21 protein-coding genes are annotated in these 21581 nt (G+C 57.7%); 17 read left to right on the top strand and 4 right to left on the bottom strand.

Annotation, left to right across the window (positions count from 1 at the left end; all coding sequences use genetic code 11):
• The first annotated feature begins 28 nt into the window (after positions 1-28).
• Together ACW81B_RS03740 and lolD are read left to right on the top strand one after the other, a co-directional pair.
• Positions 29-1276, top strand: a complete 1248-nt coding sequence (locus ACW81B_RS03740) for a lipoprotein-releasing ABC transporter permease subunit (RefSeq protein WP_491578908.1) — start codon at positions 29-31, stop codon at positions 1274-1276.
• Complete coding sequence (gene lolD, locus ACW81B_RS03735; protein ID WP_491578869.1) at positions 1269-1952, top strand: lipoprotein-releasing ABC transporter ATP-binding protein LolD; 684 nt, start codon at positions 1269-1271, stop codon at positions 1950-1952. The genes ACW81B_RS03740 and lolD overlap by 8 nt, the downstream gene beginning before the upstream one ends.
• On the opposite strand, the gene ACW81B_RS03730 is transcribed toward lolD, so the two are convergent.
• Positions 1949-2566, bottom strand: coding sequence for a transglycosylase SLT domain-containing protein (locus ACW81B_RS03730; RefSeq protein WP_491578868.1), 618 nt, complete (start codon positions 2564-2566; stop codon positions 1949-1951). The genes lolD and ACW81B_RS03730 overlap by 4 nt on opposite strands.
• 8 nt (positions 2567-2574) lie before the next feature.
• Positions 2575-3330, bottom strand: coding sequence for a TIGR04219 family outer membrane beta-barrel protein (locus tag ACW81B_RS03725; RefSeq protein ID WP_491578867.1), 756 nt, complete (start codon positions 3328-3330; stop codon positions 2575-2577).
• A 167-nt stretch (positions 3331-3497) separates the two neighbouring features.
• On the opposite strand from ACW81B_RS03725, the gene ACW81B_RS03720 reads away from it, so the two are divergent.
• From ACW81B_RS03720 to kdsB, 7 genes are all read left to right on the top strand, one after another.
• Positions 3498-5795 (top strand): DNA internalization-related competence protein ComEC/Rec2, encoded by a 2298-nt coding sequence (locus ACW81B_RS03720; RefSeq protein WP_491578866.1) that lies wholly within the window; start codon positions 3498-3500, stop codon positions 5793-5795.
• 91 nt (positions 5796-5886) lie between these two features.
• On the top strand, positions 5887-6522 hold the full coding sequence (locus tag ACW81B_RS03715) for a MotA/TolQ/ExbB proton channel family protein (RefSeq protein WP_491578865.1): 636 nt from the start codon (positions 5887-5889) through the stop codon (positions 6520-6522).
• Positions 6519-6944, top strand: a complete 426-nt coding sequence (locus ACW81B_RS03710) for an ExbD/TolR family protein (protein WP_491578864.1) — start codon at positions 6519-6521, stop codon at positions 6942-6944. Before ACW81B_RS03715 ends, ACW81B_RS03710 begins: the two co-directional genes overlap by 4 nt.
• Positions 6931-8697 (top strand): lipid A export permease/ATP-binding protein MsbA, encoded by a 1767-nt coding sequence (gene msbA / locus ACW81B_RS03705; protein ID WP_491578863.1) that lies wholly within the window; start codon positions 6931-6933, stop codon positions 8695-8697. The genes ACW81B_RS03710 and msbA overlap by 14 nt, the downstream gene beginning before the upstream one ends.
• Positions 8694-9698, top strand: coding sequence for a tetraacyldisaccharide 4'-kinase (gene lpxK / locus ACW81B_RS03700; protein ID WP_491578862.1), 1005 nt, complete (start codon positions 8694-8696; stop codon positions 9696-9698). Before msbA ends, lpxK begins: the two co-directional genes overlap by 4 nt.
• Positions 9691-9903, top strand: a complete 213-nt coding sequence (locus ACW81B_RS03695; RefSeq protein ID WP_491578861.1) for a Trm112 family protein — start codon at positions 9691-9693, stop codon at positions 9901-9903. The genes lpxK and ACW81B_RS03695 overlap by 8 nt, the downstream gene beginning before the upstream one ends.
• Positions 9900-10679, top strand: coding sequence for a 3-deoxy-manno-octulosonate cytidylyltransferase (gene kdsB, locus ACW81B_RS03690; protein WP_491578860.1), 780 nt, complete (start codon positions 9900-9902; stop codon positions 10677-10679). The genes ACW81B_RS03695 and kdsB overlap by 4 nt, the downstream gene beginning before the upstream one ends.
• Here kdsB and ACW81B_RS03685 read toward each other — a convergent pair.
• Entirely contained in the window at positions 10664-10936 is a 273-nt protein-coding gene (locus ACW81B_RS03685; protein WP_491578859.1) for a hypothetical protein, read from the bottom strand. The two genes, kdsB and ACW81B_RS03685, sit on opposite strands and share 16 nt — an antisense overlap.
• A gap of 80 nt (positions 10937-11016) precedes the next feature.
• On the opposite strand from ACW81B_RS03685, the gene ACW81B_RS03680 reads away from it, so the two are divergent.
• On the top strand, positions 11017-11499 hold the full coding sequence (locus tag ACW81B_RS03680; protein ID WP_491578858.1) for a low molecular weight protein-tyrosine-phosphatase: 483 nt from the start codon (positions 11017-11019) through the stop codon (positions 11497-11499).
• 64 nt (positions 11500-11563) lie between these two features.
• Here ACW81B_RS03680 and rne read toward each other — a convergent pair whose 3' ends face one another.
• Positions 11564-14023 (bottom strand): ribonuclease E, encoded by a 2460-nt coding sequence (gene rne / locus ACW81B_RS03675; RefSeq protein WP_491578857.1) that lies wholly within the window; start codon positions 14021-14023, stop codon positions 11564-11566.
• 452 nt (positions 14024-14475) lie between these two features.
• On the opposite strand from rne, the gene rluC reads away from it, so the two are divergent.
• The 7 genes from rluC to ACW81B_RS03640 all read left to right on the top strand — a co-directional run bounded on the left by rluC (position 14476) and on the right by ACW81B_RS03640 (position 21561).
• Positions 14476-15417, top strand: coding sequence for a 23S rRNA pseudouridine(955/2504/2580) synthase RluC (rluC, locus tag ACW81B_RS03670; RefSeq protein WP_491578856.1), 942 nt, complete (start codon positions 14476-14478; stop codon positions 15415-15417).
• A gap of 30 nt (positions 15418-15447) precedes the next feature.
• On the top strand, positions 15448-16167 hold the full coding sequence (locus ACW81B_RS03665; RefSeq protein ID WP_491578855.1) for an HAD-IA family hydrolase: 720 nt from the start codon (positions 15448-15450) through the stop codon (positions 16165-16167).
• Positions 16168-16182: 15 nt separating this feature from the next.
• Positions 16183-17154, top strand: coding sequence for a S49 family peptidase (locus ACW81B_RS03660; protein ID WP_491578854.1), 972 nt, complete (start codon positions 16183-16185; stop codon positions 17152-17154).
• Between the two features lie 284 nt (positions 17155-17438).
• Complete coding sequence (locus ACW81B_RS03655; protein ID WP_491578853.1) at positions 17439-18287, top strand: CZB domain-containing protein; 849 nt, start codon at positions 17439-17441, stop codon at positions 18285-18287.
• A gap of 472 nt (positions 18288-18759) precedes the next feature.
• The gene (locus tag ACW81B_RS03650) at positions 18760-19071 is read left to right on the top strand and encodes an STAS domain-containing protein (protein ID WP_491578852.1); all 312 of its coding nucleotides are present in this window, start codon (positions 18760-18762) and stop codon (positions 19069-19071) included.
• Positions 19072-19107: 36 nt separating this feature from the next.
• Positions 19108-19470, top strand: a complete 363-nt coding sequence (locus ACW81B_RS03645) for a response regulator (RefSeq protein WP_491578851.1) — start codon at positions 19108-19110, stop codon at positions 19468-19470.
• A gap of 6 nt (positions 19471-19476) precedes the next feature.
• Entirely contained in the window at positions 19477-21561 is a 2085-nt protein-coding gene (locus ACW81B_RS03640) for a chemotaxis protein CheA (RefSeq protein ID WP_491578850.1), read from the top strand.
• Positions 21562-21581: the final 20 nt, after the last annotated feature.

Here is a 21581-nt window from a genome sequence, read left to right as displayed (position 1 = left end):
AGCTCTCGCTTGTGATTTAATGCCCCGCATGTTTCGCCCCCTGGAAATCTGGATTGGCCTGCGCTACACCGGCGCCAAGCGCCGAAACCACTTCATCTCCTTCATCTCCCTGATCTCGATGCTGGGTATCGCGCTGGGTGTTGCGGCGCTGATTACGGTGCTATCGGTTATGAACGGCTTCGAACAGGAGCTGAGGACGCGGATTCTCGGCATGGCCTCGCATGCCAGCATCAGTGGTAACCGGGCACCACTGGCGGATTGGCAAAAGGCCTCGGAACTTGCCCTGCAGCACCCGGAGGTGGTCGGCGTGGCGCCCTACGTACAGGGTGAGGTCATGCTGACACAGGGCAAGAAGGTCAGTGGCGCGCTGATCCGCGGTATTCTGCCAGCACGTGAACCGGCGGTATCGACGGTCGGTGAGCACATGGTCATGGGGCGCCTGGACGACCTGCAGGCAGGCGAGTACCGGATAATTCTCGGCAGTGAGCTGGCCTACAGCCTCGGTGCGCGCGTGGGTGACAGCCTGACTGTGGTTACGCCACAGGCCAATTTCAGTCCCGCCGGTATCCTTCCGCGCCTGAGGCGGTTCCACGTGGTCGGTATCTTCGAGGTGGGCATGTACGAGTACGACCGTGGCGTGGCGCTGGTGCACATGCAGGATGCAGCGCGCCTGTTCCGCCTGGGTGACAAGGTCAGTGGTGTGCGTCTCAGGCTGGAAGACCTGTTCCAGGCCCCGCGTGTGGCAAAACAGCTGGCGCGGCAATTCGGCGGTGACCTGCGTGTCGAGGACTGGACACGCCAGCACGCCAATTTCTTTCGTGCGGTGCAGACCGAGAAGCGCGTCATGTTTGTCATCCTGACACTGATTGTTGCCGTGGCGGCCTTTAATATCGTTTCCACACTGGTCATGGTGGTGACGGACAAGCGCGCTGACATTGCCATTCTGCGCACGCTTGGCGCCACGCCTGGCGTTATCCTGCGCATCTTCATGATCCAGGGGGCGTTGATCGGAACGCTGGGCACTGCGCTCGGGCTGGTGGGAGGTATTGCACTGGCGATGAACGTCGAAACCATCGTGCCGGCGATCGAGCAGGCCTTTGGTGTCCAGTTCATGCCGGCTGATGTGTATTACATCAGTGACCTGCCTTCAAAAATAAACTGGCCGGACGTCTGGCAGATTGGCGGCGTGGCCTTCCTGCTGAGTTTTGTCGCCACACTCTACCCGGCCTGGCGTGCTTCACGGACCCAGCCAGCCGAGGCGTTGCGCTATGAATGAAGGGCGTGTGGTGTTGTCGTGCCGGGGGCTGGGGCGGACTTTCAGTGAAGGTGACCTGAATGTGCCTGTTTTGACGGAGGTTGATCTTACGATTCAGGCTGGACAGCAGCTGGCGATTGTCGGCAGCTCCGGCAGTGGTAAAAGCACCTTGCTGCATTTGCTGGGTGGACTGGATCAACCTACCCGGGGAGAGGTCGAGTTGATGGGGAAGCGCTTCAGCCGGATGCGCGAAGCTGCACGCAGCCGGCTGCGTAATCGCCACCTGGGTTTTGTCTACCAGTTCCATCACTTGCTGCCCGAGTTCAGTGCCATGGAGAATGTTGCCATGCCACTGATGATTCGGGGTTACACGGTTGACGAGGCGCGCGACAAGGCGGTTGATATGCTGCAGCGTGTTGGCCTGGAGGCGCGTATCCGCCACAAGCCTTCCGAACTGTCAGGTGGTGAACGGCAGCGCGCTGCTGTGGCGAGGGCGCTGGTGACACGCCCGGACTGTGTACTGGCCGATGAGCCAACCGGTAACCTGGACCGGCGTAATGCCGAGCATATTTACCAGTTGATGCTGGAGTTGAACCGGGATCTCAATACCAGCTTCGTCGTTGTCACCCATGACATCCAGTTGGCAGAACGTATGGACCATATCCTGCACCTCGATGACGGCAGACTTACGGGCTAAAAGAACCACCAGCCCTTGTCCAGCTCGTCTTCACATTGTTTGAGTTGTGCGCGGTAGGCCGAAGCGCGCGAAGCCACCTTTTTCGCGACTTTGATCAGCCATGGCTTCTTTTTGTAGGTCTTGCGTTTAAAACCGCCGTGACCCTCGTGGTAAGCCAGGTACTGGCTGTAGGCATCCTGTTTACTGATCCCCAGCTTGCGGTGCGAGACATTCCCGTACCAGCCGATGAAATCCACCACATCCTCGAAATCGTCACGATCCGCCCAACGGTTACCGGTAGACTTGCGGTACCAGTCCCAGGTGCCGTCCTTGATCTGGCCATAGCCATAGGCCGAAGACAGGCGTGTCCAGGGAATCACCCACAGCAGTTTTTTGCGCGGGGGTCTGGCGTCATGCACAAAACGGGATTCCTGATAGATGATGGCCAGTTGCACATGGATCGGTACACCCCATTTCTTCTGGCTGTCCAGTGCATCGCTGTACCAGCCGTCTTTCTCGGTAAAAATAGCGCAGCTGTTACGGGTGTCGCGGGGTGGTGAGGTGGCACAGGAAACCGCCAGCGATGAGGCAAGCAGGACAAGCGTGAGCGCAGAAAACAGACGCCAGCGGCGCACGGGGAAAGTCAGAATGCGAAATGCGCGCCGGCAAACGGACCGTCGAACTCGATATCGGCATAGGAGCCGTCGAAATCATCGAGGTTCAGGCGAATGGCGCGGTAACCGACATCGACACCCAGGTACCAGGGGGTGATATAGCTGGCCTTCAGTGTGTAATCGTAGAAGGTGCTGTCCTGGTACCCCACAAAGCTGCCATCGGCACTGATGGAAAGGCCGGTAAACGGCAGGTCGGCGCCGAAGCCCGCGTAGAGCATGGGTACCCAGCCGGAAACATCGGCTGTCTCCGTGCCTGAAAGCGAACCTGTGATGCGTGAGCGGGAATCGATGTATTTGGCGTTCAGGCCAAGATCAATATTGAGTACCGTGTCAAACAGCTGGTAGTACATGGTGACATCGGTCTGGTCCAGCGTCACTTCACTGCTGACATTCTCATTCAACAGGAAGGTGGTGTTGCCATAATTAACCGTGCTGCTTAACCGCCCATTGGCGCTCGAATCGATATTGGTGCGGCTGAGACGAATATTCGGCAGTACCGGCAGCGGGTGCTCGAAGGTGATGTAGTAGCTGTTTTGATCGTCATCGCCATAGCCGAGGTCATCGTTGACGTCGATATCGTCCGACGAGCGATTACTCTGATAGCGTACCGATCCGCTGATGTCGTAGGACCAGCGGTAGGCGCCGGCTTTTACGCCGATGTTGTCGGCCTGCGCGTGCGTGGCAGCCAGTGCCAGCAGGGCAGCGTAAGCAGCAAGTTGTCGCATATTCCCCCCGATCGGTGGCTGAAGGCCGCCAGCAATGGCGCGTTGATTGACGCCAATTGTAGCAGATGCCGGGTTTCAGACAAAGCCGTGCGTCACAAAATGCTTGTTGATTTGCCGGTTGCGGCGTAACGTCAGCAGCGACGGATAAACGGGATTTCAGGGACGAAATGCTTTACTCCGCACTGGCCATTCTGGCCGGAACAAGCGTGTTTTTGTCATTTATGCCGGTTGCCGGCTGGCCGCTGGCTGCACCCCTGTTACTGCTGCTTGCCACACCCTGGAAGTGGTTGCGGTTTCCCGGACTGGTGGTGGCCGGCTTCCTCTGGAGCGGCTGGCAGCTGGACCAGGTGCTGGCGCAGGATTTGCCGCGCCTGCTGGAAAATCGTGACCTGCAGGTGGAGGGTGTGGTTCAGGGGTTGCCGGAAACACTGGCAGACGGGCGGCGGCGTTTCCGTTTCCGGGTCGACTGTTACCGGGACGCGACCGGTTGTCATTCACTTCCGTTGCTGGTACGCCTGAGCTGGTATCGTCATGCGCCGCCACTCCAGGCCGGGGAGCGCTGGCAGTTGCGGGTGCGCCTGAAACGCCCGCACGGTTTCGCCAACCCGGGAGGATTTGATTATGAACGCTGGCTGCTCGCGGCCGGCATTCGTGCCACCGGTTATGTGCGCGGCAAGGCAGGCAACCAGCGTATCGGCCTGTCTTCCGGTTTCAGCCTGCACACGGCCCGGCAGTGGATAGCGCAGCAAATTTCCCGGCAGCTCGGCAACAACCCGCAGGCCGCTCTGCTGAGAGCACTGGGAGTGGGAGACCGCAGCCGGATGACCGCTGACCAGTGGGAGGTGTTGCGGGCAACGGGAACCAGCCATTTGCTGGCGATTTCCGGCCTTCATGTGGGGCTGGTGGCAGGCCTGGTGTTTGCGCTGGCGCGCAGCCTGTGGGGGCTGGCCGGTTTTTGCCGCTACTGGCCGTCGCGCCACGCCGCGGCACTCGCCAGCATGGCAGCGGCACTGGGGTATGCGCTGTTATCCGGGTTTGAGGTGCCCGCACAACGTGCACTGATCATGATCAGTGTGTTCATGCTGTCCGGGTTTGCTTCGCAACGCTTCTCGCCCTGGCATAGCTGGTCACTGGCACTGTTACTGGTACTTCTGGTCGATCCGCTGTCCGCACTGACCCCCGGGTTCTGGTTATCGTTCGGCGCGGTGGCGGCCATTCTGTATCTGAGTGTGGGCTACCAGGGCAATCTGCCGAAGTGGTACAGCATCGGCCGCCTGCAGTTGCTGCTGCCATTGGCGCTGTTACCGCCGGGCTGGGTCTGGTTCCAGCAGATTTCAGTGGTGGCGCCAGTGGCGAACCTGCTGGCCATTCCCTGGGTCGGGTTTCTGGTTGTGCCACCCCTGCTGGCCGGCCTGGCGTGTCTGCCGCTATGGCCGTTGGCGTCAGCCTGGTTGCTGTCAGTGGCGGCTGTCTCGGTGCAGGGATTATGGCAATTGCTGGCCTGGTTTTCCGACTGGCCGGGTAACCTGATGCACCTGCCCGCCATTACCGCTGCGGGTTTGCTGTGGACGCTGCTCGGTATGATCTGTGTGCTGGCCTGCCGGGTTTTGCCGGTGCGACTGACCGGAATGCTGTTGCTGGGTGCTGTTGCGCTGACGCCGGCAGCCCGTCCGGCGGCGGGTAATCTGTGGATGACGGTGCTGGATGTCGGGCAGGGTCTGGCGGCCGTGATCCAGACACAGCGGCACCTGCTGGTGTTCGATGCCGGGCCGGCATTTCGCAGCGGGTTTAATACCGGTGAAGCCGTCGTTGCACCTTTCCTGCGTGGGCTGGGATATGCTTTTATCGATCGGCTGATCATCAGCCATGCCGATAACGATCACGCGGGTGGTGCAAAAGCACTGCTTTCAGGGTTCCACACGGGCATTGTCTCAAGCGGTGAGCCAGGTGAACTGGCAGTGCCGGGGGTTCATACCTGTCGCAGTGGCCAGTACTGGGTCTGGGATAAGGTGCAGTTTGAAGTTTTGTCGCCGCCCGATGACACCAGGACGGGTAATAACGCATCCTGCGTCCTGCGCGTGACTGCCGGCGACGGACGTTCGATACTGTTGCCGGGTGATATCGAGCGTCGGGTGGAACAGCGGTTGCTGCGCCAGGCAGCGGAAAAATTGTCCTCCAGTGTATTGCTGGCACCCCATCATGGAAGCCGGACCTCTTCAAGTTCCGGGTTCGTTTCCGCGGTGAAGGCCGATCTGGTGATTTTCTCCACGGGGTACCTGAACCGCTTCGGTTTCCCGAAGGCGGATGTGAGCCGGCGCTACCAGGTCATGGGGGCAACACTGCTGAATACTGCCCGCGAGGGTAGCGTGCAGATCAGGATCGATGCAGGTCGCCCGCTTGCCGTGCGTGCCTATCGCCGGCATCAACGTTTTGGTGCGTTAACGGTCAGGGCAGTACTGCCATAACGGCAGCGGGCATTCGTATTTGCGCCTGATTCAAGTATTATTCGCAACAATTCTGAAATAACTGACAAACCAACAGAAAAGGACGGCAAACGTGTTTGAACTGGTTACCGCCGGCGGCTGGTTAATGGCCCCCATTATTGCCTGCTCGATTATCGCTTTTGCGATTATCGCCGAACGCCTGTGGACGCTGCGCATCAGGCGCGTCATTCCCTCGGAACTGGCCGCCCAGGTGTGGGAATGGGCCAAGGACAAAAAACTCGATATTGAGCGTATGCAGGCCCTGCGCGCCAGTTCACCGCTTGGACGTATTCTTGCCGCCGGTCTTTCCAACCGCAATGCCAGCCGCGAGATTATGAAAGAAGCGATCGAGGACACCGGTCGCCACGTCGTCCATGAACTGGAGCGTTACATCAACACACTCGGCACCATCGCGGCGATTTCCCCCTTGCTGGGCCTGCTGGGCACTGTTATCGGCATGATCAAGGTGTTTTCCGCCATTACCACCCAGGGCGTAGGCAACCCGGCGGCGCTGGCGGGCGGTATTTCCGAGGCGCTGATTACCACGGCGGCGGGTATGGTTGTCGCTATTCCCACCCTGATGGCCTATCGCTATTTCCGCGGCAAGGTGGCGCTGCTGGTGATTCGCATGGAACAGCAGGCGTTGCGCATGGTCGAGGTGCTGCATGGCCAGCGTCCGCAGGACAGCGTCGTGAGTGACCTGCCGTGAAGCTGCGCCAGACACCGATGGATGAGCCGGAGGTCAACCTCACGCCGTTGATCGACGTGGTTTTTATTCTACTGATTTTCTTCATGGTCTCCACGACCTTTCAGCGTGAATCGGAAATCAGGATTGAACTCCCGGAAGCCAGTGCGGAAGCGGTGGAAGACCGCGATGAGGTACTGGAAATCCTGATCGATGCCGAGGGACATTTCTTTATTGGTGGCGAGCAGGTGGTCAATACAGAACTGGAAACGCTCAAGGGTGCAATTCGCAAGTTCCTCGGTGACAGGAAAGAGATGCCGGTAGTGATTCGCGCCGATCGCACGTCACCCTACGAGGCCGTGATTCGTGCCATGGATGCGACCTCGCAACTGGGGCTGGAGAAGATGTCACTGGCGACCAATCAACCTGAAAATGGCGGAGAGTGATACGACGGTTGTTACGGTAACCGGGCCCTACCGACGACTGCTGGCCTACGCCCGGCCGCACTGGCGTATTTTTACCGGTTCAGTGCTGGCGATGGTGCTGGTGGCGGGTACCGAAACCGGCTTTGCCGCGCTCATGAAACCCTTGCTCGACGGCAATTTCATCGAGCGTGATCCAACCACCATCCGCCTGGTTCCGGTTGCACTGATCCTGCTGTTTCTGTTCCGCGGTCTGGGGGGCTTCGCTTCGCGCTATGGTATGGCGTTGATCAGCCGGCGCGTCATCAGTCAGCTGCGCGAGGAACTGTTTCATAAATTCCTGCACCTGCCGGTCAGCTACTATGACCGCAACACGGCCGGCCGCCTGCTGTCGCGCCTGACCTTCGATGTCGAACAGGTGGCTGAGGCCAGCACCAATGCGGTGACGATCCTGATCCGCGATACACTCACGCTGTTGTTCCTGCTGGCTTACATGTTCTGGGTCAGCGGCTGGCTGACGCTGCTGTTCCTGCTCGTCGGACCGGTACTGGTGTGGCTGATTCGCTATGTGAGCCGTCGTTTCCGGCGCATCAGTCGGTCTATACAGGATTCCATGGGTGAGCTTACCCAGTTCAGCGACGAGGCGATTCACGGGCAACGGCTGATCAAAACCTTCAGCGCCGAACACTGGCAGGAATCCCGTTTCCGGGACGTTAATGAGCGCAACCGGCAACTGCACCTGAGGATGGCTGCCGTAGCAGGCGCCAGCACACCCGTTGTCCAGTTCATTTCAGCCTGTATTCTTGCGCTGGTGATATACCTGACCACACTGGAATCGGTCGCCAGTGAAATCAGCGTTGGCAGTTTCGTGTCATTTATTGCTGCCATGATGTTGCTGATGCAGCCCATGAAACGGCTGACCAATATCAACGCGTCCGTGCAGCGCGGTGTGGCGGCGGCGCGCAGCATCTTTGGCGTGCTGGACGAGCGCAATGAGGATACAGGTGGCGATGTGCCACTGAAACAGGCGCGCGGTGCCATTGAATTCCGCGAGGTTTCGTTTGCCTACGATACGCACAAGGGTAATGTGCTCGACCGGCTTTCCTTTGTGATCGAACCCGGCCAGACCGTTGCACTGGTCGGTCGTTCCGGCAGTGGCAAATCGACACTGGCACAATTACTGGTGCGTTTCCATGACCCGGACCAGGGGAGTGTGTTGCTCGATGGCCGGGATTTAAGGGATTACCGGCTCGCCGATCTGCGCCGCCAGATCGGCATGGTCGGGCAGGAAGTTATCCTGTTCAACGATACCATCCGCAACAACATCGCCTTCGGCAGCCTGTCCGGTGCCAGCGAAGCGCAGATCATTGCGGCGGCGGAAGCGGCACGCGCCATGGAGTTTATCCGCGATTTGCCGCAGGGGCTGGATACCCGCATCGGTGATCGTGGCACCCTGTTGTCCGGCGGGCAGCGCCAGCGACTGGCGATAGCGCGTACCCTGCTCAAGAACGCGCCGATACTGATACTCGATGAAGCGACTTCCGCCCTCGACAGTGAGTCCGAACGGCTGGTGCAGGACGCATTGCAGCAGTTGATGCACAAGCGTACCTCACTCATCATTGCTCACCGGCTGTCGACGGTTGAACATGCCGACCGTATTCTGGTCATCGAGCAGGGCGTGATCGTCGAAACCGGAACCCACGCGGAATTGCTGGCCAGCCAGGGTCTGTATGCCGACCTGTACCGTCTGCAGTTCAGCGATACCCGGATGACATGAAGCGGGTTCAGGTGGAGCGCTGGCTGAATCGCATCTGGTATACCGATGCACTGCCACCTGCCTGGTTGATGCCGTTTTCCTGGTGCTACTGTACACTGCTGCGGATGCGTCGCCTGTTGCACAGGGCGGGCCTGTTAACGCGTGTTCATCCCGGCGTAACGACCCTTGTGGTCGGTAACCTTACGGTGGGCGGCACCGGCAAAACGCCGCTGGTGATTGCCATAACCAACATGTTGATCGACGAAGGTTTACGCGTTGGCATTGTGACGCGCGGTTACGGTGGTCGCGCAACCGACTGGCCGCTCGCGGTCACGGCCGACAGCGATCCGTGTGATGCGGGTGATGAGGCGGTGCTGCTTGCGCAATCTGCCACTGCCCCCGTCTATGCCGGGCCTGATCGTGTCGCGGCGGCGCGCGCCTTGCTGGCCAGCCATCGCGTCGATGTATTGATCAGTGATGATGGCCTGCAGCACGAGCGCATGGGGCGTGATATCGAGATTGTAACGATAGACCCGCAACGCGGGTTCGGAAACGGCTGCTGCCTGCCGGCCGGCCCGCTCAGGGAGCCCCTGTCGCGACTGCAGGACGTCGATGCAACGGTGGCGTTGGGCGATAACCCGGCCGCGCGATTCCAGCTTGCAGTGGCACCCGCGGACGCGAGAAAGGTGCGCAGTCCGGCAACCCGGCGCGCCTTGCGTGCCTTTGCCGGTCAGCCCTGCCACGCCATTGCCGGCATCAGCTGTCCCGAGCGCTTCTTCCGGATGCTGGACAGTCAGGGCATACAACCCGATACGCGAGCCTTTGCCGACCATCATGCCTTTATTGCCGGTGATATCCGCTTTGATGATGATTCTCCGGTTTTAATGACGGCGAAAGACGCGGTAAAATGCCGCAACTTCGCAGGCGAAAATACCTGGTATGTCCCGCTCGAACTGAACCTCGGGCCGGCATTCAGGCAATGGTTGCTTGAAACGCTGACACGGAAAAAACATCGTGGATAAAAAACTGCTCGATATTCTGGCATGCCCGGTCTGCAAGGGTCCCCTGGTGTACGACAAGGCAAGGCAGGAACTGATCTGCAAGGTTGACCGACTTGCTTACCCGGTACGTGACGACATCCCCGTCATGCTTGAGGAAGAAGCCCGCGAACTCCCCGCAGACGAGGAAATCCAGGCATCGCGGCAGCCGGGAGGGGGAAATCAATGAGCCAGTCCTTCAAGGTTGTGATACCGGCGCGCTATGCTTCAACGCGTCTGCCGGGCAAGCCGTTACGGCAACTGCTGGGCAAACCGATGCTGCAGCATGTCTGGGAAGCCGCGAAACAGTGTAGTGCCGACCAGATTGTTATTGCCACCGATGACGAACGGATTGAACGTGCGGCCCGCGACTTTGGTGCCGAGGTCTGTATGACAGCGAGCACCCACGCCAGTGGCACCGACAGGCTGGGTGAAGTGGTCAACACGCTGGGCTGGTCAGCTGACACGATCGTGGTGAATGTCCAGGGTGACGAGCCACTCATGCCGCCAGGACTGATCGAACAGGTGGCCGATGATCTTGCCGATAACAGTGAGGCATCCATGGCCACTGTTGCTACCCCGCTGCTGGCAGCCGGTGAGTTTTTTGACCCCAACGTCGTGAAGGTGGTCTGTGACAAGGCGGGTTATGCGCTGTATTTCAGTCGTGCACCCATTCCCTGGGATCGTGATCTGCTGGTGGATGAGGCCAGGGCGCTGCCCATTGGTATTATGCCGCTGCGCCATATCGGCATCTATGCCTACCGTGTCGGTTATCTGAACCGTTACGCTGAAATGCGTGCCTGTCCGCTGGAACAGGCGGAACAGCTGGAGCAGTTGCGCGCGCTGTGGTACGGCGAACGCATTCATGTGGCGGAGGCCGGACAACGCCCCGGGCCGGGTGTTGATACGGAAGACGATCTGATGATTGCCGAGGAGTTGCTCAGGGCGCGTCAGGCTGACGCCTGATTCAGCCAGTGACGGATGTCCGGGTCGAGCCGCTGTGATTCATCGTACAGTTTGATGGTATGGCAGGCCTGAACCCGTCGCGTAGCTTCTCCAAACTGGTTGCCCTGGATTGTCGGGGGGGCTGTACGGGAAACGCACTGCACCACCAGCGCCTGTTCTGAATCCAGCACCTCTATGACCTGGCACGGGCGGCCACGATACTCCACCTGGTATCCAATCAGGGAACGTAACTGGCGCTTCAGCGTGTCGTCGATCATGCGCGCATTGTAACGAACAACACGAATGCGTGATAATGTTCTGCAAGTGCAATAAAATACATCAGGAAAAACCTCTAACCATGAGTAAAATAAGCATATTATTTGTCTGTATGGGTAATATCTGCCGTTCACCTACGGCCCAGGGCGTGTTTGAAAGGCTGGTGCAGGAGGCGGGCCTGGAAGCCCATGTCGAAATTGATTCGGCCGGTACGCATGCCTATCACGTCGGCGAACCACCGGACCGGCGCGCCACACAGGCGGCGGCGGGTCGTGGTATTGACCTGACCCCACAACGTGCCAGACGTGTCAGTGAAGATGATTTCGAAATGTTCGATTACGTCCTGGCTATGGACCGGGACAATCTGCAGGACCTGCGCGCCATCTGTCCTGAACATAGACAGGATCGTATCTGTTTATTGCTGGATTTTGCTGAAACCGGTCAGTCCAGTGATGTACCGGACCCTTACTATGGCGGGACACAGGGATTCGAACGTGTGCTCGACATGGTTGAGGAGGGTGCAAGGGGACTACTGGAAGATATTCGTCGGCGGATAGAACGCTAGCCCCCGTTTCGTCATACCGGCATGCGCCGGTATGACGGTAATCGCTTTACACAGACCTGGAGCGTTATTTATCTCCTGCAGCGTTTGGCTTGTCCGCACTGGAGGGAGGCGTGGCAGGTGCAGCGGTTTTTGGCGCTGGCTCAGCTTTAGCCGGTGCCGAAGCCGTTGTTGATGCCGCTGTTGCTGCGGGCCTGGCTGCCTCAACCGGTTTGGGTGTTTCAACCGGTGCAGGAGGTTGCCGCTTTTTTTGTTCCTGAGCCGGTTTCACCTCGGCAGCGGGTTTGCTTGCTGCGGGTGCGGACGGCTTTTGTGCGACAGGTGCCCCGTCACGGTTTTCTCCGCCGGATGATGTGTTGTTTGCTGCCGGTTTGTCCTGTTTGGCAGCACCGGACTGATCGTCGCCAGAGGCGCTGTTCGGGTTCTGCGCGGCATTTCCATCACGTCGCTGACCGGAACGACGGCGCCCGCCGCGGCGGCCGCGGCGACTGCCGCTGCGTTGCTGACCCTGACCCCTGGCCTGCTCAGTGCCGGTCGTCTGTGCTGCCTCGACCTTCCCGGTTGAGGGCTTGTCTGTTGTGACTTCCCGGGTTTCCTTGCTTTCTTTGTTTTCCTTGCTGTCTTTCCTGGCCGCAGTGCTATTGCGTCGCCGGGGTTTTTGAGCCTGCCCCTGTTTGCCGGTGGCTTCGCGCTTTTCACCCTCGTTGCGACGGCTCCCCTGACTGCGTTTGCTGCCACCGGCGCGGTTGCGCCCACCCCGGTTAGTGCCGCGAGACCGGCTGCGCCGTTGAGGTTCGGGTTTTTTCTCTTCCTCGACTTCAACGGTTTTGCCGAACAGGTTTTCCCACAGACGACGGATCAGGCCGGTTGCTGGTGCCGCAGCAGGCTGCGCAGCCGGTGTGGGCGTGGGTGCCGGTGCGGAGGGCGTCACGGACTGAACAGCGGGTTTTTCAGCTTCCGGTGCCTTGCTCTCGCGCAATGCAGCCGAAATGTCGATTTCTTCCTCTTGCTGTATCAGCTTATGGCTGGTTGCGCCTTCCTCACCGCTGAGTTCATCAGCCCTCACCCGTTTGATTTCGTAGTGCGGCGTTTCCAGGCTGGGCGTGGGAATCAATGTGACGCTCAGTTTGTGCCGTTGTTCAAGATTGAACAGGATGTCGCGTTTTTCGTTGAGCAGGTAGGTGCCAACATCGACAGGGACGCGTGCAATGATGCGCCCGGTTTTTTCCTTCATGGCATCTTCTTCAATGATACGAAGGATCGACAGCGCCAGCGATTCCACGCCACGCACGGTGCCCTGGCCGTTACAGCGCGGGCAGACGATCTGGCTGGACTCGCCCAGCGACGGGCGCAACCGCTGGCGTGACATTTCCAGCAGGCCGAACCGCGAAATACGGCCAACCTGCACGCGTGCGCGGTCGATGCGCAAGGCGTCGCGCAGGCGGTTTTCCACCTCGCGCTGGTGCCTGGTCGGTTGCATGTCGATGAAGTCGATCACAATCAGGCCGCCCATGTCGCGCAGGCGCAGCTGGCGGGCAATTTCGTCAGCGGCTTCGAGGTTGGTATTTAACGCTGTTTCCTCGATGTCACTGCCCCTGGTGGCACGCGCCGAGTTAATGTCGATGGAGATCAACGCCTCGGTGTGGTCGATGACAATGGCGCCGCCTGCCGGCAGGGTGACTTCACGCTGGAAAGCCGTTTCAATCTGGGTTTCGATCTGGTAGCGGGAGAACAGTGGCACCGGATCGTCGTAAAACTTGAGCTTGGGCAGGTTGTGAGGCATGACCTGGGTCATGAACTCGACAGCACGCTGATAGACCTCCTTGTCATCAATGAGGATTTCACCAATGTCACTGCGCAGGTGATCGCGCAGGGCGCGGATAATGACATTGCTTTCCTGGTAGATCAGGAAAGGGGCAGGGCGTTCTTCAGCGGCCTTGGCGATGGATTCCCAGAGATGAATCAGATAGTCCAGATCCCACTGCAGTTCTTCGCTCTGTCGACCGACGCCGGCAGTGCGCACAATCAGCCCCATGGTGTCGGGGTACTCCAGCTGCGCCATGGCATCCCGGACAATACTGCGATCTTCACCCTCGATCCGGCGCGATACGCCACCGGCGCGGGGGTTGTTGGGCATCAGGACAAGGTAGCGGCCGGCCAGACTGATGAACGTGGTGAGTGCGGCGCCCTTGTTGCCGCGTTCTTCCTTCTCGACCTGGACGATGATTTCCTGGCCTTCGCGCAGGGCTTCCTTGATGGAAACGCGGCCACTGCCTTCACCGGCGCCTTCACGGTAATAGGTACGGGCGACTTCCTTCATGGGCAGGAAGCCGTGGCGCTCGGCGCCATAGTCAACAAAAGCGGCTTCGAGGCTGGGCTCGATGCGGGTTATTTTGCCTTTGTATACGTTGGATTTCTTTTGGCCGCGGGAAGGTACCTCAATATCGAGATCGAAGAGCTTCTGGCCGTCCACCAGAGCCACACGCAGCTCTTCGGGCTGCGTGGCGTTGATAAGCATACGTTTCATTTGATTTTTCTCTCATGCGCTCGACCATGTCGCGATGGCGCGCCGTGATTCTCACAGGAACAGGCTCAGGATGGCGCACAGCACAAGGTGCGCCGGAGGATCGAATCAGCCAGGTGACGGATCCGGCGAGCAGGCCAGTAATCAAAGCTATCGTTAACGACACAGGAGCAACCAGTAGTTGTTCGTCGGTTAAAAACAGTAGAAGCCCGATAAAGCGCTTCTGCTCGATCCCCGGGCATGGCGTACTGCGACTGCCCGGTGGAAACGAATAGGGTTCAGTTGCCGGCAGAGCGCGGAAACTCCTTTCCGGTTCAGCTGCGCGAGCGGCTCTGACTATAGCAGTCCAACCCCGTGATATCAAACGCTTATTAGTATTCCAAGTCGTTCATATTCCATGAAATTGGCGCAGATTCACAAGCAGTCCGGCGACGACGCTGGTAGAATGCGCGCGCATGGAGAATACGCACAGGCCCAGCGTACAGTGGGTGGATATCAGTGACGGGCAGGCCGGGCAGCGCATCGACAATTTTCTCCTGCGTGTGCTCAAGGGCGTTCCGAAAAGTCGCATCTACCGGCTGTTGCGCAAGGGTGAAGTGCGCGTCAATCGTGGTCGTATCCGCGCCGATTACCGCCTGAAGGCGGGCGATCAGGTGCGGATTCCGCCTGTTCGGGTCGCTGAAACGCGCAAGGCCGAGCCGACTACGGGGGCAGTAGACACGCTGGCCAAAAGTATCCTCTATGAAGATGACCGGCTGCTGGTGCTGGACAAGCCCTCGGGCATGGCCGTGCATGGCGGCAGTGGTCTGAGCTACGGCGTGATCGAGGCATTGCGTGCGCTGCGACCCGATGCCCCTTACCTGGAACTGGTGCACCGGCTCGACCGTGATACCTCGGGCTGCCTGTTGATTGCCAGGCGTCGCAGTGAGTTACGCACGCTACATGAATTATTGCGCAACGGCGGGGTCGAAAAGCGTTACCTGCTGCTGGTGCAGGGTGACTGGAGCCAGGGGCCGTGGAAAATCAACGCCCCGTTGCGCAAGAACCAGATGCAGGGCGGTGAGCGTATTGTGCGCGTCGACCCGGAAGGCAAGACGGCATTGACGCATTTCCGTTTTCTGGAGCGTTATGCCAACGCCAGTCTTATGGAGGCCGAACTCAAGACCGGCCGCACGCACCAGATTCGTGTCCACGCAGCGCACGCAGGACACCCGTTGGCGGGCGATACGAAGTACGGGGATGCCGGCTTCAACCGCGAGTTGCGCAGGCTGGGGCTGAAACGCCTGTTTCTGCATGCACATTTTGTTGCCTTCCGCGACCCGGAAAGGCAGCGTGAGATTGAGGTCAGTGCACCGTTGGCGCCTGATTTGAGAAAACTGATTCAGCAACTGGAGTGATGGTCCGATACAGGCCGGATGTATAAGGAAATGGACAGTAAAGCGAGAAACCTTCCGTCAGCCGTAAGGCTGATTGTGTTTGACTGGGACGGAACCCTGATGGATTCGGAAACCCAGATTGTGCACGCCCTTCAGTCGTCAATCGAGGAGTTGGCGCTGGAAGCCCGCAGTGTTGACGAATGTCGAAATATTATCGGTCTGGGCTTGCAGGAAGCCATAGACGCCCTCTACCCGGGGCAGGATGACGGCTTCAACCAGCGCTTCGTGGAATGTTACCGGCGTCACTGGTTTTCCGGTACACAGCAATCGGACCTGTTTCCGGGCAGCCGGGAGACCCTGTTGCTGCTGAAAGAGGCGGGCTTCGAGCTGGCGGTGGCCACGGGCAAGGGCCGCACCGGTCTGGACCGGGTGCTGGCCGATACCGGTCTGGAAAATCTGTTTTCCGTTACCCGCTGTTCCGATGAAACACAGTCCAAGCCGCATCCACAGATGTTGCAGGAAATTCTGCAGGAAACACGTATTGAGGCCAGGCAGGCACTGATGGTCGGCGACACCGAATACGATCTGAAGATGGCCAACGAGGCTGGCGTCGGCCCTGTCGCGGTCAACTATGGCGTGCACGCCCGCGAACGCCTGCTCCGGCACGGCCCGCTGGTCTGTCTGGACAATATCACCGAACTGGTTGACTGGCTGGCGGAACAGCAATGGCTTGATCCCGGCCGCATCAAACATGAACCCCTTGCTTCGTAAACTGAGGTAGTACATATGACATCGAATCAGGACACCGATCCGACACAGGAAAAAACCGCTGAATGGCAGCGCGATCTTATCCGGAAACTGGCAACCTCCTCGCTGGCCGAGCAGCGCCGCGCACGCCGCTGGGGAATCTTTTTCAAATTCCTGACCTTCGCCTACCTGGTCGGGATAGTGGTCCTGTATACACCCAGCATCGACATGGATGCTGACGAACACAAACGCCATACCGCGCTGGTCGAACTGAAGGGCGTGATTTCAGCGGATGAAGAGGCCAATGCCGATAATATTGTCAGCGGTTTACGCGATGCGTTTAAAAACAAAAATACTGCTGGCGTCATACTGCGTATCAACAGTCCAGGCGGCAGCCCGGTGCAGGCAGGTTATATTAACGATGAGATCGGGCGCCTGCGCAGCAAGTATCCCGATATCCCGCTGTATGTCGTTATCGCGGACATCTGTGCCTCGGGCGGTTATTACGTTGCCGCGGCGGCTGACAGGATCTATGCGGACAAGGCCAGTATTGTCGGCTCTATCGGTGTACGCATGGACGGTTTTGGTTTTGTCGGAACCATGGAAAAGCTGGGCGTGGAACGCCGCCTGTTGACCGCCGGGGAACACAAGGGTTTTCTCGACCCTTTCCTGCCGGCCAGGGCGTCTGATGTCGCCCACGTCCAAAAGCTGCTGGCTGATATTCACTCGCAATTTATCAATACGGTACGTGCAGGTCGTGGCGATCGGCTGAAGGAGACGCCGGAGCTGTTCAGTGGTTACGTCTGGACCGGCGAACAGGCCATCGACCTGGGGCTGGTTGACGAACTGGGCAACGCCAGTTACGTGGCGCGCGAGGTAATCGGTGCGGAGGCGATTGTCGATTACACGCCGCAAGAAGACCTGTTCCAGAAATTCAGCAAGAAATTCGGTACGGCGCTGGGGCAGGGTGTTGGCAAGGTGTTGATGAGTGGAAGTATGAGTTTGCAGTAAACAGGCGGGAAAGCCATATGTCGCAACCGTCCGTCCGGTTGAAACTTTCCGGTGATGCATTGTCAGAGGTGGACCCGGTACCCTTGGCACAACTTCTTCAGGCAGGGGTATCTTCCTGGTGCGGAATCTTTGTTCTTCCCTGGGCTGGCGTGATGGTGGGCGTACAGTCGAAGCCGTCTATGAGTGGAAGTTATGACAACCGGTCCAGGATAAATCCGCCCTAAACCCGGAACCCGTTCAGCCGATAGCTACAGGGATCGCGTTTCTATCAAAGGATTGCCACTATGAGTCAGGCCGCAGTATCAGATTTAACCCACAGCATGGCCGATGCATTGAATGCCTTCACGTTCTGGGTAGGCGACAGCCTGTTCGCCATAAACCTGGATAATGTCCTGTCTGTAGAGCAGGATAACAATGCAATCCAGCCCGATCCCTTCCAGGGGCGTGGTGCGCTGGGCATCATCAAGCATCATGGCGTACCTGTCAGGGTTTTCGATTTTGCGGAATTCCTCGGCATAAGCTCCTGCAGCGAACAAAAGGAAGCCTTGATCAGCACGCTGGTTGCCCGTGAACAGGACCATATCGATTGGCTGAATGCCCTCGAGCACTCAATAAAAACGGATGAAGCTTTCACCAGGGCGCGCAACCCTCACCAGTGTGAATTTGGTCAGTGGTACGATCATTATGAAACACGCGATGAGGAACTGAAGGAAATCCTGATCCAGTTTGACAAGCCTCACAAGCGCATCCATGCCATGGCTGACCGGTTGTTGAACCTCAAGGACAAGGGGCATGCCGAGCAGGCACTGAAGGAACTTGCTGTAGAGCGTGATACTACGCTGGTCGAGTTGCGCCGCCTTTTTGACCGTGCATGCGGGCAGATCCGAGACAGTATCCGCTCGGTCTCCCTGTTTGTTACGGTTGACGGGAAAACACCGCGTGTTGCACTTCGGCTGAATGAGATCAGCGATATGGTAAGTTTTACACCGGAACAAATTACCACTACCAGCGCGCTGGGTGTCGGCCAGAATGAAAGACTGGCCAGTACGATGCAGGGTTATCTCAGTACAGGCAGCGACAAGGACTGTTTGCTGATAGACGTCAATGGTCTGCTGGAGACAATACTGACCTGAATGACGCCTGGTAAAGCGCTGGCATTTCTTCCCCGCGCCGGCATGACGAATCCTGTCATTAGCCGCCTGTCCCTTTGCGTGCTTTGCGACTCCGCGAGCGCATCAATTCAGTTTTTCGCGCTTCGCGATTGATAAATATACGCAGTGCATCGTGAAGGGATTTGAGACTGTCTTGTGACATGGGAGATAGTCGGATTTATGCCACATACAAGTCAATTTACTGACGATATGTCGCACGCCCGGCGTGCATCCTTTCACACAGCAAGCTCAAATGTTCCAGAAATCCCGTATCTGGCGGAGAAAAAAGCAGCCGGTTTCTGTGTTGTAGTGCTGGCATGACTCATGCATCAGGCGTTTGGAAACAACGCGCATCGAGGTGACAGGAATATCTTTGATGGCGCTCAGCTGTTCTTAAGTCAGATCGGATGTTGCCGCTAGCGCGGCTGAATAGCAGATTGTATGGAGCAGGTGTATGACACAAGTGGAGTATGAAACCGACAAAGCGGTGGAAGCCATACAGTTACCCGAACAACTTACCATTGCACAGTCCGGTGAATTCCACCAGCAGTTCGTAGCACTCATCGAAAAAGGCACAGATATTGTTCTTGACGGTGCTGCCGTTACCCGGATCGATACCGCATTTATCCAGCTTCTATATCAGGTTCAACGCACCTTGCGGGAAGCCAGCAATTGCCTGCGCTGGGTTAATGCCAGTGAGGCAATTACCCGCTCAGTAGAACTTCTGGGTATGCGCGAACACCTGGCTTTGACTGAAGCCAATTGAGACTCAGGGACAGAGAGACCAGGGAGTACCTACCAAATGGCAACAATACTTGCAGTAGACGATTCAAATTCCATGCGGCAGATGGTGAGCTTTACCCTCAAGCAGGCCGGGCATACCGTTACAGAGGCGGCTGATGGTGTTGAAGCCCTCGCGCTGGCGAAAAAAAGCAGTTTCAATCTGGTGATATCCGACGTGAATATGCCACGTATGGATGGAATCGCCCTGATCAAGGAACTGCGAACATTACCCGATTACAAATTTACACCGTTACTGATGCTGACGACCGAATCAGGCACGGACAAGAAGCAGGAAGGCAAGGCGGCAGGAGCAACAGGCTGGATCGTAAAGCCGTTCAATCCTGACCAGTTACTTTCCACCGTCAAACGTGTACTGGGATAATTACCGATGACAATTGACGTCAGTCAGTTTCATCAGGTCTTTTTCGAGGAAAGCTTCGAAGGCCTGGAAGCCATGGAAAATGCGCTACTGGATCTCAGCCAGGGCGTAGACGATCCCGAACTGATTCACCTGATTTTTCGTTCTGCGCACTCGATCAAGGGTGGTTCCGGCACCTTCGGTTTTACCGCTGTCGCCGGCTTTACCCACGTAATGGAGACCCTGCTCGATCAGATGCGGGAGGGCGAGCGGGAAATCACCAGTGATGCACTGAATTTGTTGCTGGAATCCGGTGATGTATTGCGCAATATGCTGGAAGCAGCGCGAGATGATGGGGAATTCGATGCTGAGCGGGCTGCTGCGATCCAGTCGCAACTGGAAGCCATGCTGGGAAAGCGTGAAGATTCAGGCACTAATACTCCTGAGTCGGCAGTAGCGGGAAGTGGCACAGAAGGTTGGCTGATCGACTTCAGGCCATACACTGAACTGTTGAAAACCGGGAATGACCCGGTACGCATGTTCCGTGAACTTGCAGAACTCGGTGAGCTGAAGGCAGAAGTCATTACCGACGCACTACCTCCGTTCGACGATTTCGATCCGGAAGAATGTCACCTGTCCTGGAAGTTGACCGTTAAGGGAGACGTTTCGCGTGAACAGCTGGACGAGATTTTTGAGTGGGTCGATGGCGATTGTGACCTCAGTATCGAACCACTGGTTACCGGGCAGTCCGAAGCCTCAGGCACAAGTCATTCACAACCCACCCAGGTGAAAAGCAAGACTGAAACGCCGACAGTCAAGCGTGTGGAAAAGGCAGAAGACAGGCGACAAGGCGACGACCGTCGCAAAGGCGACCGGCGTTCCGTCAATACCGCAGACAGCTCTATCCGGGTAAGCATCCAGAAGATCGATGAGCTGATCAATATGGTCGGAGAGCTGGTGATCACCCAGTCCATGCTGGGGCAGGTCGGCAGCGGTGAAATTGAGGAATTCGATGCTTCCCGACTGGAAAAACTGCGCGATGGCCTGCAGCAGCTGGAACGCAATACGCGTGAGTTGCAGGAAAGTGTCATGCAGATCCGTATGCTGCCAATCAGTTTCTCGTTTAATCGTTTCCCGCGCCTGGTGCATGACCTGTCATCCCGGCTTGGTAAAAAGATCGAACTGAAAATTTCGGGTGAAGGTACCGAACTTGACAAGACTGTGATGGAGAAGATCGGTGACCCGCTGGTTCACCTTGTACGCAACTCACTGGATCACGGTATTGAAATGCCAGAGGAGCGCCTTGCCCGTGGCAAACCTGAAACCGGCGTTATACACCTGAACGCCTATCACCAGGGTGGAAATATCGTTATTGAGATTTCTGACGATGGTGGTGGACTGCCTGCTGAAAAGATCCTTGCCAGGGCACGTGAGCGCGGCCTGGTTGCGGCGGATGAAGAACTGAGTCATGAGCGTATTCTGGAGCTGATCTTTGAGCCTGGATTCTCAACGGCCGATGTGGTGAGCGATGTATCAGGACGTGGTGTGGGCATGGATGTCGTGCGCCGCAACATCAAGGATCTTGGCGGTGCGATCGAAGTGCAGTCAATAGCAGGCGAAGGTTCGACGTTCATTATACGCCTGCCACTGACACTGGCGATTCTCGATGGCCAGTTGCTCAGTGTCGGGGATGAAACTTTCATTATGCCTCTGATATCCATTGTTGAGTCGCTTCAGGTTGATAGCGCTATGGTGAATTCAGTTGCGGGTAACACGGAAATGTACAGGCTTCGCGATGACTACATCCCGATTGTGCGCCTCTACGGGATTTTTGGTATTGAACCCAAAACAACGTGTCTTGAACAAGCTCTGCTGGTTGTCGTTGAGCACGAGGGGCACAAGATCGGCCTCATGGTCGATGAACTGCTGGGACAGCAACAAGTGGTCATAAAGAGCCTGGAAACCAACTACCGGCGCGTAGAGGGACTTTCCGGGGCAACTATTCTGGGTGATGGCACTGTGGCCCTGATTCTTGACGTGGGTGGCCTCATTAGTTTGAGTGGCAGTGCAGGACCGGCCGAACGGCGCTCTGCCGGCGATGAACAGGCAGCATAAGGAAACATCATGGAAACAGC

Source organism: Thiogranum sp. (genome assembly GCF_058323355.1).
The sequence above is the reverse complement of the archived record's forward strand: the minus strand, read 5'-3'. Positions and strand labels throughout refer to the sequence as shown.